We start from the raw sequence: 14,560 nt of genomic DNA, 5'->3' as shown, positions 1-14,560 counted from the left end.
AACGCATAAAAAAGAGGCTATCACAGCCTCCCATTTAGGCTATAGCCACCCTTAATCTTTTTGTACCGAACCAAAGATTTTATCGCCTGCATCACCTAAACCAGGCACGATATAACCTTGCGCATTTAAACCTTCATCTACTGATGCAGTAAAAATCGTCACATCAGGATGCGCATCTTCAACTTTTTTAATGCCTTCTGGTGCCGCAACCAAAACCATCACGCGAATGTCTTTACAACCGCTGGCTTTCAATACATCAATCGCTGCAACCAATGAAGAACCTGTAGCGAGCATTGGGTCAATGATCATCGCAATACGGTTTTGGACATCTGGGACCAATTTTTTATAGTAAGTACGCGCTTCTAAGGTCTCTTCATCGCGCTCTAAGCCCAATACTGAAACTTTGGCACTTGGAATCAGGTTTAAGAAACCATCCAACATCCCAATACCCGCACGTAAAATTGGCACAACCGTTATTTTTTTACCGGCAATGCGCTGGGTCGTCACTTTACCAGCCCAACCATCAACTTCATGATCCACCACTGGTAAATCTTTAGTGGCTTCATAGGTCAGCAACATGGTCACTTCCTGAGCCAATTCACGGAAATTCTTGGTGCTAATATCAGCACGACGCAATAAGCCAAGTTTATGACGAATCAGTGGATGACGAATTTCATGAATAGCCACGGGAGTACACCTAAAAAGATAAAAACATAATTCCTATTATTATAAATGTTTTTTATAAATCTTATAAGAAAAAAAAGCCCCCGACTGGCGAGGGCTTTTTGATTAACACGATAATTTTACAATTATTGACGGGTTAACATGAAATGTAATGGCGATAAAATCTCAGCTTGCAATGCCATTTTGATAATTGGATCTGGATAGATACCAATCACCAAGACTGCAAGTGCTGCGAGTAATACCATAATACCACCCACTTTTTGACCCCAATGATCAACCGCGTCAATACGTGGCGTATCTGGTGGTGTCATGTACATCACCACCATCACACGAAGGTAGTAGTACAAACCAATACCTGAACCCACCACAATCATGGCAGCTAAGAACCAGTGCTGAGTCGTAACTGCAGCCATCACCACCAAGAACTTACCAATGAAGCCAGCAGTTAATGGAATACCCGCTAAAGACAACATCATGACAGTTAAGGTTGCAGTTAACACTGGACGACGCCAGAATAAACCACGGTAATCCGCCAAACTTTCTGCTTCATCAACATTGTTGTATGGGCTAGACATCAGCGCGACTGCACCGAATGCACCAATCGTGGTTAACACATAAGTGATTACGTAAACTGATACGTTGCCTAAGCTTGCATAGGTCATGCTGATTAAACCAATCAGCAAGTAACCGAAGTGTGCAATCGATGAATAACCGAGAATACGCTTCAAGTTCACTTGACGTACTGCCAAGAAGTTACCCACCAGAATTGAAAGCACTGCAATAATTGTGATGATCGTAACTAAAGACTCAACTAACATCGCGCCAGAAGTCAGTAAGAAACGGACAAACAAACCAATGGTCGCAACTTTCGCAGCGGTTGCAAGGAAGGTTGCAATCGGCGCTGGTGCACCTGCATAAACGTCTGGCGTCCATTTGTGGAATGGAGCCAATGAAAGCTTAAAGCCTACTGCAAAAATAATCAGTGCTAAACCAAGGAGTACCATTGGTTGACGGATATTTTGCATTAATGCTTGGAAAGATTCATAGAAAGACAATGAACCGGTATAAGCATAAATATACGCCATCCCCATTAACAACATTGCCGAAGCTGTTGCAGAAAGCACGAGGTATTTAATACCCGCTTCTAATGAGTTTGCACGCTGATGCGTATACGCCAACATACCGTAAACAGGAATCGACATTAACTCTAAGCTAATGAAGAACGACGCATAGTGCGAACTTGCCACCATTAACATTGCGCCCGCGACCGAGCACAGCATTAAGATATACAGTTCTTCACGGTTATCTTTATAAGTTTCGATATAAGCATGTGACAACGTACAGCATGCAAGCGAAGCAATTAAGATGACCAATTGATAGAGCATGGTGAACGGATCCACCATGAACATGCCCATCACGTTTGATGGTGCAAATTGCCCACCAAACATGTTCAATAAAATATTTGCCGCAGCAAGGTTTAAGCCGACCACAGATGCTGTTGCGATTAAATTATGGTTACGTTTAATCGAAGTGAGAATCATCACAACGACCGCGGTCAACGCCACGATCATTACAGGAGCTAATGGCATAAGCTCAGAAAAAGACATTGTGAAGTTCATGGCTTATTGCATCTCCACATTTTCGAGTTGAACAGATGCTTGATGCACAACGTCAACGACTTCTTGAACTGGAATATAGCTGTTTGCTAACCACGCCATGCTTGAATTTGAAATATCAAGGAAGGTTTGTGGGTAGAGACCAAGCCAAAGCAGACCAAATGCACAAATGAGCAAGATACCAACTTCACGCGCATTCAAATCTTTAAGTGGATTTGCGTAATGTTGTTTTTGCTCTTCATTTGGCGTACCAAATAAAGCTTTGTGAATCAAAATCAGACCATAAAGACCAGCGAATACTAAGCTGATTGCAGCCAAAATCGTGAATACAGGGAACTTCGCATAAGAACCCATTAAGATCAGGAACTCACCAATGAAGTTACCTAAACCAGGAATACCGACTAAAGCTGCCACGAAGAACATGAGGAAGAATGAAAGGTATTGGAATTGACCACGAATACCACCCATCAAACGCATGTCACGTGTATGTAAGCGCTCATAAACCTGACCACACATAATGAACAGTGCAGCAGAAGATAAACCATGCGCCAACATCATGATCATCAGACCTTGGAAGGTCAAAATGTTACCTGCATACAATGCAAGTAAGATGAAGCCCATGTGAGAAATTGAAGTATAAGCCAACAGACGCTTCATGTCGGTTTGCTGGAAAGCACACCAAGCACCGTAGAAAATACCAATTAAACCCATGATGATTGCGATGTCTGCAAACTGTGCAGAAGCCGCTGGGAAGAACGGAATAACGAAACGAAGTAAACCGTACGCAGCCGTCTTAATCAAGATACCCGCTAAGTCTACAGAACCTGCTGTAGGTGCTTGCGCATGCGCATCTGGTAACCAGCCGTGTAATGGGAACACAGGAAGTTTTACTGCAAAACCCACAAACAAACACAACATGAATGCATATGCAACCGCTGGAAGCTGAGCATCAAGCGTATTCGCTACACCTAACAAGTAGTTGTAATCGAAGCCGATCATACCTGTCATCATGTATCCATAAACCACAAGGCCTAGAATACCGATGAGCATGATTAAACCAGCAACCTGCGTATAGATGAAGAACTTGGTTGCAGCGTAAACACGTGATTTACCATCTGCACCACGATGTCCCCATAGTGCAATCAAGAAGTAGATTGGAACAAGCATCATCTCCCAGAAGAAGAAGAACAAGAACATATCAATCGAAATGAATACACCGATAACGCCGCCCAATGACCATAAAAGGTTCAAATGGAAGAAGCCTACGTTCTTTTGAATCTCGCCCCAAGAACAACCAACTGCCAAAATACCCAACAGCGCAGTCAAGCCCACCATCAATAATGATAAGCCATCAATTGCTAAGTGAATATTGATGCCGAGGGTTTGAATCCACGGCAAGAAAAACTCTGCAGACCATGTTGGGACTTTTGCACCCAATTCATAGCTGTAAGTACCCGTTTGCCATAAAGCGATAGTTAAACCCAAAGTAACGAGCATACCCACGAGCGCAATATAGCGTGGTAGTTGTTGGTCGAGCTTGTCGACCAACCAACATAAAAAACCTGCAATGAACGGTACGAGGATCAGCGCGGGCAAAACCATGTTGTTTGTGATTTCCATCTTATTTCCCCACTACCTGAATCACAACTAAGATCATCAGTAGAACCACAATGCCCAGTGACATGCTCGAAGCGTATTCACGCAATGAACCTGTTTGACGAGAGCTTGTAAAGCCGTTACCAGCTTTCACAATTGCAGGTAATACCAGCCATAAACCATCAATTGGGTCACGGCCACAAATCTTAGCAATCAGTAAATATGGTTTTACGAAAATCAGGTCATACAAAGTATCGAAACCGAGTGCATTACGGCAAATATTCGCCAAACCTGCACCCAATGAAGTTTTCGCAAAACTTTTCACTGCACCGTAAGCAAAAGCAAATAAGATCACACCAATCACAAGACCAGCAAGCGCAATACCCACGGCCATATGTTCTGCACCGTGTACACCTGCTTCCATCGCTTCTGGAATAATGACCGCTGGAATTTTTGCAGCATTCAAAATGCTTTCCACAGGTGCTTTAAGTGCTGCACCAACGAATGTTGAAAGCGTTGCTAAAATTGCCAAAGGACCCCAGTAAGTCACGCCTTTGATTTCGTGATATGGCGTATTTTCTTTTCCAAAGAATACAACCCAGATTAAACGGAATGTATAAATTGAAGTTAAGAAAGCACCTGCAACACCTGTCCAGTACAAGCAGTCATATAATGCAACCGCCTGACCTTTCATCCATACTGCACCCAAGATCGCATCTTTCGAGAAGAAGCCAACCGTGATGAATGGAATTGCAGCCAACGCACCGCCACCAATCGCGAAGCAAGCAAACAGGAATTTATTCTTGTAGAACAAACCACCCATTTTGAAAATGTTTTGTTCGTGATGGTAAGCCAAGATCACTGCACCAGAAGACAAGAATAATAATGCCTTAAAGAATGCGTGAGTCAGCATGTGGAACAGACCCGCTTGGTATGCTTCAGCACCGACAGCCATAAACATATAGCCTAACTGACTCATGGTTGAGTAAGCCAAGATACGTTTGATATCGGTTTGAACCAATGCAGCAAAACCAGCCACCAACAAGGTCACAGCACCCGTAATCGAAATGAACATCATCACTTGAGGTGCCATTTCAAATACAGTGAACATACGGCAGCAGAGATATACACCCGCAGTTACCATTGTCGCTGCGTGGATCAATGCAGATACTGGTGTAGGACCAGCCATCGCATCTGCCAACCATGTTTGCAGTGGAATTTGTGCAGATTTACCTGCAGCACCTAGGAACAACATCAATGCTGTCCAGATTGCCATCGATGAACCTTGCGTTAATACTGTAGGTGCCGCAGCAACCACTTCAGCAATGTTTAATGTACCGAACTGTTGGTAGATTAAGAACAATGCAATCAGTAAGAACACATCACCAACACGCGTTACTGTAAATGCTTTGATTGCCGCAAAACCATTTTCTGGGTTTTGGTAGTAGTAACCAATCAGCAAGTACGAGCACAGACCTACGCCTTCCCAACCTAAGAATAACAATGCCAAGTTATCGCCAAGAACCAGCAACAACATGCTTGCAACAAACAGGTTGAAGTAAGAGAAGAAACGCGCAAAGTCTTCTTCACCACGCATGTACCATGACGCAAAGATATGAATCAGGAAACCTACACCTGTGATCATGCCCATCATCAACAATGACAAGCCGTCTAAGTGCAAGCTAATGCCGGGTGCGAAATCGCCAACTTGGAACCAAGTCCACAAGTGTTGAACTTGTGGCGCAGAACCATTATTAACGAAATCCATCCCCGCAATAAGGGCAAATAAAGCAGATAAACCTACAGCCCCAACGCCAATAATCGCTGCAACTTTCTCAGGTAAATTCTGGCGCCCCGCCGCTAATAACACAAAACCGATTAGCGGGAATAAAACTGTTAAATATAAATAACTCATCCGCGCATCTCACTAGCAGCATCCACATCCAAATGATGGAAGCGATGATAAAACTGAAGGACGATCGCAAGACCGATACAAGCCTCTGCCGCAGCAAGAGTCAAAATCAGAATGAACATGACTTGTCCATCTGGTTGTGCCCATGCGCTACCCGCCAAAACGAATGCCAACGCAGCGGCATTCATCATAATTTCAAGGCTCATTAACATAAATAATAGGTTGCGTCGCACCATTACACCGTAAAAACCCAGTGCAAAAAGAATGGTTGCAACGATCAAACCATGTTCTAAAGGGATGTTGCCCATTATTCTTTGTCCTCTTCTGCACTTGGCTCACGTTTACCTAAGTGGAATGCTGCAACTAGTGCTGCAAGCAATAACATCGCGGCAACTTCTACCAATAATAAGTAGTGAGTAAAGAGTGCTTGACCAACGGCTTTCGGACCAACAATTTCAGTGCCCATTACAGGACCTGCTGTGGTGTAGTCTGAACCTAACATCCAAACCAAAACCAAGCCCATCAGGAAGCTCATAAGTGCTGGATAAGCCCAAGCAGATGATGTTAACCATTTGCGCTCTTGATCAACGGTATGTTGACCAAGATTCAGCATCATCACCACGAACACGAATAACACCATGATCGCGCCAGCATAAACGATAATTTCCAGTGCACCCGCAAATGGTGCACCGACAATCATGAACATTCCTGCAACAGCAAGCAAAGACACGATCAAGCTAAGTAACGCATGTACAGGGTTCGCGTTAGTAACTACACGAACCGTAGAAACGATGGCCACGAGTGCCATCAAATAAAACGGCCACATCATGGTAATAGACTCCGTACATCAACAGGTGCGCTTTCACGTTGCGCCTGACCTTTTTCTTTACCTGTTACAGCCATACCTGTAACACGATAGAAATTGTAGTCTGGGTATTTACCAGGACCTGAGATGAGCAAGTTTTCTTTCTCATATACAAGGTCTTGACGAACGTACTCACCTAATTCGAAATCAGGTGTCATCTGAATTGCAGTGGTTGGACACGCTTCTTCACACATCCCGCAGAAAATACAACGCGAGAAGTTAATACGGAAGAATTCTGGATACCAACGACCATCTTCTTTTTCCGCTTTTTGTAGTGAAATACAGCCAACTGGACACGCAACAGCACATAAGTTACATGCTACACAACGCTCTTCGCCATCTGGGTCGCGCGTCAATACAATACGACCACGGAAACGCGGTGGTACGATTTCTTCAGCTGGTACTTCTGGATATAAAATCGTGTCACGTTTACGCGTCACGTGGCTGAATACCATCCACAATGAACGTACAATTGACCCAACTCCAGCTAGAAACTTATACATTTTGTTCTCCCTGCTGTCTTAGGCCTGATTCATCAGAATCACAGCACCAGTCACAAGTAAGTTGACCAATGCCAATGGCAAGCAAATTTTCCAACCAAAGTTCATTACTTGGTCATAACGTGGACGCATTAATGAACCACGCGCCAATACAAACATCATTACGAAGAATGCTGTTTTGATAATGAACCAGAATGCTGGTGGAATGAACGAAATCTCAAGGTTGAATGGCGCTAACCAACCACCGAAGAATAAAGTTACGATAAGTGCAGAGATTAAAACGACGTTGACGTATTCCGCAACGAAGAACATCCCCCATTTCATACCGCCATATTCAACGTGGTAACCTTCAGCCAATTCTTGTTCTGCTTCTGGTTGGTCAAATGGATGACGGTGAGTTACCGCAACACCCGCAACCACAAAGATCATGAAGCCTAAGAATTGAGGAATAACAAACCAAACATCACGTTGTGCTTCTACAATTTCACGCATGTTGAATGAGCCTGCAATTGCAACCACACCCATGAGTGAAATACCCAAGAACACTTCGTATGAAATTGTTTGCGCAGCAGAACGTAGACCACCGAGTAATGCATATTTGTTGTTTGAAGCCCAACCACCAAATAACACTGCATAAACCGCAATCCCTGCCATTGCCATAAAGAACAATAAGCCAATGCTCATGTCTGCTACACCCATATACGGGCTAATAGGAATGACCATGAACGACAGGACCGCAGTTGCCATCGCAACTGCTGGTGCTAAACGGAAGGTTAATTTGTCGGCAAACTTCGGTGTCCAGTCTTCTTTGAACATGATTTTCAGCATGTCGGCAACGATCTGGAACATACCGCCAGGACCTACGCGGTTTGGACCGTAACGGTCTTGCCATAAGCCGAGCAAACGACGCTCTACAAATGACATCAGTGCTGCAATCAGAACCACCACCAATAAAATGACAATGGCTTGAATCACAGAGTACGCAATCGGCCAGTTCTCAGCCCAGAGCGGTGTTTGACGTATAATTTCTTGATTCATGAATTACACTCCTACCGCGACTGAAACTGGTTCTGCTAAAGAAACAGTCGGTGCAAGACCAATTGGATAACCGATATAACCTGCTGGTAAATACTCAATCACTTGAACTGGCAAGCTAATGCTTGTTTCACCCGCTTTCACCGTCATTTGCTGTCCATCTTGAACATTCAAACGTGCCGCATCTTGTTCACCAACCGCAAATACTGCTTCAGGAATACGCGATTCCATTGCTGGTGTTTTAATGGTGAATTCACCTGAACCAAAGATATGGTGCATCGGAACTAAACGGAAGCTTTCAGGGTTAACCACAACCGCTGAAGGAGCAACATAGCTACGTGCTGGACGTTTCGGTAAACGGTCGAATAAACGCACGCCCGAATCACCGCCTTTTAAGTGACCGCCAACATTGTCTTGGAATTTGTTCCACGCTTGTGGAGAGTTCCAACCCGCTGACCATGCAAATGGCACAAGTGCAGACGGAGTTTGCGTACCCACATAACCTTCCATCGAGAATGTTAGTGCTGAGTCAATGTCAGTTGGCTGTTTTGGCTCGTGAATCGACAATGGTGCACGAATTGCAGTACGACCAGAATAACGACGTGGTTCACGCGCAACTTTCAAGCCATGAACACGGAATCCTGCATCTGGTGCAACATCTTGAATTGCTTGTAATGCTGGAACGTTTTTCGCAACCGTTTCAATCACATCATCAAGTAAAGTCCAAGAAATCGCCTTACCTTTCACACCAGTTTCAATGGCATGTAACCAGCGCCAAGATTCTTTAATTGCATATTCAGGTTTATAGTAGCTTGGGTCATACACTTGGTAGAAACGTTGTGCACGGCCTTCTTGCGATACAACAGTACCATCACCTTCAGCGAAGCTTGCCGCAGAAAGTACAATTGAAGCTTTCTTCACAGTTTCAGTTTCAGAGTGATCAAGTACAATCACCTCTTTACCTGAAAGTGCAGCATTCACTTGAGCTGCTGGTAAACGACGGTAAAGATCGTTTTCAACCACAATCACGGTGTCATAGTCTTGAGCAAATGCTTGCTCTAAGCTTTGACCACCCAAAATTGCCAAGCCCATTGAGTTCACTTCAGGAACGGTCAAGGTCAAGCCAGCGTTACCTAGGTTTTGCGCCACTTGTGCAGCCGCTTCCATAATCGCAGGATCTTGTAAGCTAGTACCTGAAATCACCAATGGTTTTTTCGCTGCTTTTAACGTGTCTGCAATGGTTTGCGCAAATGCTTTCGCATCTTCAGCCAAACCAGAAACCACTTCACCTTTCAATGCCGCAGCAACTGCGAAACCTAAACGTGCGATGTCATTTGGAGAAGCAACCACTTCACCTGTCGCGACGTCGGATAGACGAGTTTGCGTTGCAGCCAAGATATAAATTGGAGATTTTGCATCTTGTGCAATTCGTTGCACAGGCTCAGCCAACCAATCTTGGGTACGACGTTCTGCCGCCATTTCTTTGGCTTTGTTTTTCGCCGCTTGACGCACAGACAACGCCATACGTGGTGCAGTTTGAGTTAAATCTTCACCCAAAATCAACACAGCATCATAGCTTTCAATTTCACGCATGTTCGGGTTGTAAACACCCTCGGTTTGCATAATTGAAGCAGCCAATTCAACCAAGTTTTTCTCTTTTTGAGACATACCCGTTGAATAGTTGTCTTGACCGACCAACTCACGCAGTGCGTAGTTAGACTCAAGTGATGCACGTGGAGAACCAATACCCAAAACTTTTTTACCTTGGATATTTGCAATCACGGTGTCTAATGCTTGATCTACAGAAACAGCAGTTGCTTCAGCACCATCACGGAATTGTGGTTGACGCGGACGATCTGCACGGTTCACATAACCTGTACCGAAACGACCTTTGTCACACAAGAAGTATTGGTTGACTTCACCGTTGAAACGGTTTTCTACGCGACGTAATTCGCCATAACGCTCACCTGGAGAGATGTTACAGCCAGAAGAACAGCCTTGGCATACGCTTGGCGCATACTGCATGTCCCATTTACGGTTGTAGCGTTCAGAGTGAGTCTTATCAGTGAATACACCTGTTGGACATACTTCAGTCAAGTTACCAGAGAATTCAGATTCCAAAGTCCCTGATTCTGGACGACCGAAGTAAACACGCGATGCATTGGCATAAACACCAAAGTCTGTACCGCCCGCGTAGTCTTTGTAGTAACGAACACAACGGTAACATGCGATACAACGGTTCATTTCGTGTGAAATGAATGAGCCAAGCTCTTGGTTGTAGTGCGTACGCTTGGTGAAACGGTAACGACGACGGTCATGTTGCGTCATTACAGTCATATCTTGTAAATGACAGTGACCACCTTCTTCACAGACTGGACAGTCGTGTGGGTGGTTGGTCATCAAGAATTCAACAATCGAAGCACGGAAATCAGTTGCTTCTTTGTCTTCAATCGAGATGTAGGTATTGTCAGATGCAGGTGTCATACATGACATGACCAAACGACCACGCGTATCTTCTGGATTCGCGTATTGGGTCACAGCACATTGACGGCATGAACCGACAGAACCTAAGGATGGATGCCAACAAAAATATGGGATGTCGATGCCAAGGCTTAAACATGCTTGCAGCAAGTTTTCTGAGCCGTTGACTTCATACGATTTTCCATCGACATGAATTGTAGCCATAGTCGAATTCCTTAAGCTTGTTCTACGTTGCTAGTTCGAGCAGCGGCATCAACCACTTTTGCTTCAAACTCGCTACGGAAATATTTAAGTGCGCCCATTAATGGTTCCATTGCACCTGGAGCATGTGCACAGAAAGTTTTACCAATCCATAACTTACGCGTTAACTCTTGTAAGTGATCGATATCTTCTTTCTTACCTGTGCCATCTTCCAATGCTTTAAGCGCTTTAACCGCCCAAGGTAAACCATCACGACAAGGCGTACAGAAACCACATGACTCACGCGCAAAGAATTCTTCTAAGTTACGTGTAGCAGAAACCATACATTGAGTTTCATCAACAACCATTAGAAGACAAGTACCTAAACGTGAACCTGCTTTCATGATGCTTTCAGCATCCATCGGAAGGTCAATGTGTTCAGCAGCCAAGAAGTCAGTCGATGCACCGCCTGGTAACCAAGCTTTTAACTTAAGGCCATCGCGCATACCACCAGCATGCTCTTCAATCACTTCACGTGCCGTCGTACCAAATGGAAGTTCCCATAAACCCGGGAATTTTACCTTACCTGATGCACCATAAATTTTGGTGCCTGGGTCTTTCGATTTACCCGCAGATAAGTTGATATACCACTCAGGACCACGCAACATAATTGCTGGTAAGTTGTTGTAGGTCTCTACGTTGTTGACAATCGTAGGACGACCCCAAGCACCTGCAACTTGCGGGAATGGTGGTTTGGTACGTGGGTTGGCACGGCGACCTTCAAGCGAGTTAATCAATGCAGTTTCTTCACCACAGATATAACGACCCGCACCAGTATGCACATGCATTTCGAAGTTCCAGCCAGTTCCTAGGATGTTTTCACCCAAGTAACCTTTCGCACGGATTTGCTCTAATGCTTCATTTAAATATTGAGCAGCTTCGATGTATTCACCACGGATGAAGATATAACCATGCGTTGCTTCAAGGGTATAACCCGCAATCAACATCCCTTCGATCAATTGATGAGGAAGTTTTTCCATCAACAAACGGTCTTTGAAGGTACCTGGTTCCATTTCATCGGCATTACAAATCAGGTACCGTGGACCTGAGTTGTCATTTGGCGCCATCAGTGACCATTTAATCCCTGCTGGGAAACCTGCACCACCACGACCTTTAACGGTTGCAGCCTTAATGACTTCAAGCACGTCTTTCGGTGGCATGGTTAATGCTTTTTTAAAGCCTGCATAACCTTCAAGCGCTTCGTAGTCATCTGCACTACGAACAAACTCTTGTTTACTCAAACGCCAAGTTAATGGATGAGTTTCTGGGTTACCGTCGCCATAAATTGGTTTTGGTTCGGTATTCATACATACTTCTCCAATAACTGTTTCACTGAAGTCACTTCAACCAGACCGTGAGTGTCTTCATCAATCATCAAGGTAGGACCTTTGTCACAGTTACCTAGGCAGCAAATTGGCAACAGAGTAAAACGACCATCTGCAGTCGTTTGACCAAATTGAATGCCCAATTCGCGTTGGAATGCTTCAGCCAAAGTTTCCGCACCCATCAAGAAACACGCAATCGAGTCACAAAGCAAAATTACGTGACGACCTACAGGTTGACGGTAAATACGGTTATAGAATGTTGCAACGCCTTCAAGATCTGCAACGCTCATGCTAAGCATTTGAGCAATCGCATTCATTTGCGCATCATCTACCCAACCATTACGGCGTTGTACACACTTCAGCGCATCAAGACAGGCTGCACGTGGGTACGGATAGTGATCAATGTGATGTTCGATATCGTGAATTTCTTCCGCAGTCAAAATTCCTTCAACGTTCACACGTGGCTTTTTATCAGTCAAAATCATCATAATGCGTTACCCCTTAGCGATCCACGTCAGCCATTACGACGTCAATTGTCGCTAAATAAATGATCAAGTCAGATACCAGACTGCCGTTAATCACTGAAGGCATTTGCTGTAAATGGGTGAAAGTTGGTGTACGAATACGGGTACGGTAACTCATGGTCGACTTGTCAGAAGTCAAGTAATAGTTACTTGCACCTTTCACCACTTCAGCCATCACAGAGGCTTCACCAGCAGGCATTACAGGACCCCAAGATACGCTTAAGAAGTGCGTAATCAAGGTTTCAATATCTTGTAAAGTCTTGTCTTTTGGTGGTGGAACAGCCAATGGGTGATCCGCTTTATATGGACCAGATGGCATGTTATCCAAGCACTGTTTGATGATTTTCAATGACTGTTCGATTTCACGGTAGTGAACGATAACACGCGCATAAGCGTCGCCTTCGTATTCTACTGGCACTTCGAAATCATAGTTTTCATAACCACTGTATGGACGGTATTTACGAACGTCAAAGTCGATACCTGTTGCACGAAGACCTGTACCTGTTACACCCCAAGCCAATGCAGATTTTGCATCGTATTGCGCAACATTACGGGTACGACCTTCAAATACAGAGTTTTTCAGCGCTGCAGTGTGGTATTCCTTCAAACGCTTCGGCATCCATTCAAGAATTTCACGAATCAGATGCTGCCAGTTGTTTGGAAGGTCATGTGCCGTACCACCGATACGGAACCACGCTGGGTGCATACGGTAACCGGTGATCGCTTCAATTGCGTCATAGATTTTTTGACGGTCAGCGAACATATAGAATACAGGGGTCATACCACCCGCATCCTGAATTGCAGTACCGATATATAACAAGTGGTTATTGATACGGAACAATTCAGACATCATGACACGGATACATTGCGCACGATCTGGAACCGTAATTCCTGCAAGCTGCTCAACACCCATAACGTATGGCATGTTTTGCGCACAACCACCTAAGTAGTCAACACGGTCTGTATACGGAATGAATGAATGCCAAGTTTGACGTTCAGCCATCTTTTCCACACCACGGTGGTGATAACCGATATCAGGCACACAGTCTTTTACTTCTTCGCCATCCAACTGCAAGATTACACGGAACGCACCGTGCGCAGATGGGTGGTTAGGACCCAAGTTCAGGAACATGAAGTCTTCGTCAGCATTACCACGTTTTAGACCCCAATCTTCTGGGACAAAACGCAAGTGTTCTTGCTCGAAGTCTTGTTTCGCTTGGTTCTGCATGTACGGGGTATATTCAGTCGCACGTGCAGAGTATTCCTTACGTAGCGGGTGACCTTCCCAATAAGTCGGTAACAAAATACGACGGAGCATTGGATGCCCTTCGAAATTGATACCGAACATATCGTAAGCTTCACGCTCGTACCAGTTTGCATTTGGCCAGATATTGGTTGCTGTAGGAATATTGAGATCGCTCTCATTCAAAGCAACTTTAATACGAATATCCGTATTGCGCTCTAATGACAATAAGTGATAGAACACTGTAAAGTCAGACGCAGGCAAACCGTCACGGTGAGTACGCAAACGCTCATCTACCGCAGACAAGTCAAACAGCATCACGTAAGGACGTGACACTGTACGCAAGAACATCAAAACCTCTTGTACGCGTGCGCGCTCAACCCAGACCGTTGGAAAATCTTCACGAGTCGTTTGCACATAGAAGTTCTCACCAAATTTGGTTTTGAGCTCTTCTATAATTGCAAATGCTGGGCGTGAATCAACTGCTGTTGATTCTGGCATAGCAATGTCAGTTTCAGCCATTGGCTTGGCTTCCTATT

General features: G+C 44.6%; 12 protein-coding genes. All 12 read right to left on the bottom strand.

Annotated elements, in window-relative coordinates; all coding sequences use genetic code 11:
• Positions 1–51 precede the first annotated feature (51 nt).
• The 12 genes from upp to nuoC all read right to left on the bottom strand — a co-directional run bounded on the left by upp (position 52) and on the right by nuoC (position 14,543).
• The gene (gene upp, locus ACWQ4X_RS04150) at positions 52–687 is read right to left on the bottom strand and encodes a uracil phosphoribosyltransferase (protein ID WP_100242495.1); all 636 of its coding nucleotides are present in this window, start codon (positions 685–687) and stop codon (positions 52–54) included.
• Between the two features lie 122 nt (positions 688–809).
• Positions 810–2,303 carry an NADH-quinone oxidoreductase subunit NuoN gene (gene nuoN, locus ACWQ4X_RS04145; protein WP_100242494.1) on the bottom strand — a complete coding sequence of 498 codons (1,494 nt, stop codon included), beginning with the start codon at positions 2,301–2,303 and terminating at the stop codon, positions 810–812.
• 3 nt (positions 2,304–2,306) lie between these two features.
• The gene (gene nuoM / locus ACWQ4X_RS04140; RefSeq protein ID WP_171334099.1) at positions 2,307–3,914 is read right to left on the bottom strand and encodes an NADH-quinone oxidoreductase subunit M; all 1,608 of its coding nucleotides are present in this window, start codon (positions 3,912–3,914) and stop codon (positions 2,307–2,309) included.
• 7 nt (positions 3,915–3,921) lie between these two features.
• Positions 3,922–5,811: an NADH-quinone oxidoreductase subunit L gene (gene nuoL, locus ACWQ4X_RS04135; RefSeq protein ID WP_161932654.1), complete on the bottom strand. Its 1,890-nt coding sequence runs from the start codon at positions 5,809–5,811 to the stop codon at positions 3,922–3,924.
• Positions 5,808–6,116 carry an NADH-quinone oxidoreductase subunit NuoK gene (gene nuoK / locus ACWQ4X_RS04130; RefSeq protein ID WP_044740950.1) on the bottom strand — a complete coding sequence of 103 codons (309 nt, stop codon included), beginning with the start codon at positions 6,114–6,116 and terminating at the stop codon, positions 5,808–5,810. Before nuoK ends, nuoL begins: the two co-directional genes overlap by 4 nt.
• Positions 6,116–6,634 (bottom strand): NADH-quinone oxidoreductase subunit J, encoded by a 519-nt coding sequence (gene nuoJ / locus ACWQ4X_RS04125; protein WP_171334098.1) that lies wholly within the window; start codon positions 6,632–6,634, stop codon positions 6,116–6,118. The genes nuoK and nuoJ overlap by 1 nt, the downstream gene beginning before the upstream one ends.
• Complete coding sequence (gene nuoI, locus ACWQ4X_RS04120; RefSeq protein WP_100242490.1) at positions 6,634–7,176, bottom strand: NADH-quinone oxidoreductase subunit NuoI; 543 nt, start codon at positions 7,174–7,176, stop codon at positions 6,634–6,636. The genes nuoJ and nuoI overlap by 1 nt, the downstream gene beginning before the upstream one ends.
• Positions 7,177–7,194: 18 nt before the next feature.
• Complete coding sequence (nuoH, locus tag ACWQ4X_RS04115) at positions 7,195–8,211, bottom strand: NADH-quinone oxidoreductase subunit NuoH (protein WP_100242489.1); 1,017 nt, start codon at positions 8,209–8,211, stop codon at positions 7,195–7,197.
• Positions 8,212–8,214: 3 nt separating this feature from the next.
• The gene (gene nuoG, locus ACWQ4X_RS04110; RefSeq protein WP_457902821.1) at positions 8,215–10,893 is read right to left on the bottom strand and encodes an NADH-quinone oxidoreductase subunit NuoG; all 2,679 of its coding nucleotides are present in this window, start codon (positions 10,891–10,893) and stop codon (positions 8,215–8,217) included.
• A gap of 11 nt (positions 10,894–10,904) precedes the next feature.
• Positions 10,905–12,236 (bottom strand): NADH-quinone oxidoreductase subunit NuoF, encoded by a 1,332-nt coding sequence (nuoF, locus tag ACWQ4X_RS04105; RefSeq protein ID WP_016166024.1) that lies wholly within the window; start codon positions 12,234–12,236, stop codon positions 10,905–10,907.
• Positions 12,233–12,742: an NADH-quinone oxidoreductase subunit NuoE gene (gene nuoE / locus ACWQ4X_RS04100; RefSeq protein WP_016166025.1), complete on the bottom strand. Its 510-nt coding sequence runs from the start codon at positions 12,740–12,742 to the stop codon at positions 12,233–12,235. Before nuoE ends, nuoF begins: the two co-directional genes overlap by 4 nt.
• A gap of 13 nt (positions 12,743–12,755) precedes the next feature.
• On the bottom strand, positions 12,756–14,543 hold the full coding sequence (nuoC, locus tag ACWQ4X_RS04095; protein ID WP_100242486.1) for an NADH-quinone oxidoreductase subunit C/D: 1,788 nt from the start codon (positions 14,541–14,543) through the stop codon (positions 12,756–12,758).
• Between the last annotated feature and the right edge of the window lie 17 nt (positions 14,544–14,560).

Source organism: Acinetobacter sp. NigerLNRRAM0016, from assembly GCF_054112845.1.
This window is presented reverse-complemented; position numbering and strand designations above follow the sequence as displayed.

What these genes read in the sequence shown, in the direction of transcription:
- nuoN (WP_100242494.1), bottom strand. Translation starts at nt 2,303, where the DNA reads ATGAACTTCACAATGTCTTTTTCTGAGCTTATGCCATTAGCTCCTGTA.
- nuoL (WP_161932654.1), bottom strand. Translation starts at nt 5,811, where the DNA reads ATGAGTTATTTATATTTAACAGTTTTATTCCCGCTAATCGGTTTTGTG.
- nuoK (WP_044740950.1), bottom strand. Translation starts at nt 6,116, where the DNA reads ATGGGCAACATCCCTTTAGAACATGGTTTGATCGTTGCAACCATTCTT.
- nuoJ (WP_171334098.1), bottom strand. Translation starts at nt 6,634, where the DNA reads ATGTGGCCGTTTTATTTGATGGCACTCGTGGCCATCGTTTCTACGGTT.
- nuoI (WP_100242490.1), bottom strand. Translation starts at nt 7,176, where the DNA reads ATGTATAAGTTTCTAGCTGGAGTTGGGTCAATTGTACGTTCATTGTGG.
- nuoH (WP_100242489.1), bottom strand. Translation starts at nt 8,211, where the DNA reads ATGAATCAAGAAATTATACGTCAAACACCGCTCTGGGCTGAGAACTGG.
- nuoG (WP_457902821.1), bottom strand. Translation starts at nt 10,893, where the DNA reads ATGGCTACAATTCATGTCGATGGAAAATCGTATGAAGTCAACGGCTCA.
- nuoF (WP_016166024.1), bottom strand. Translation starts at nt 12,236, where the DNA reads ATGAATACCGAACCAAAACCAATTTATGGCGACGGTAACCCAGAAACT.
- nuoE (WP_016166025.1), bottom strand. Translation starts at nt 12,742, where the DNA reads ATGATGATTTTGACTGATAAAAAGCCACGTGTGAACGTTGAAGGAATT.
- nuoC (WP_100242486.1), bottom strand. Translation starts at nt 14,543, where the DNA reads ATGGCTGAAACTGACATTGCTATGCCAGAATCAACAGCAGTTGATTCA.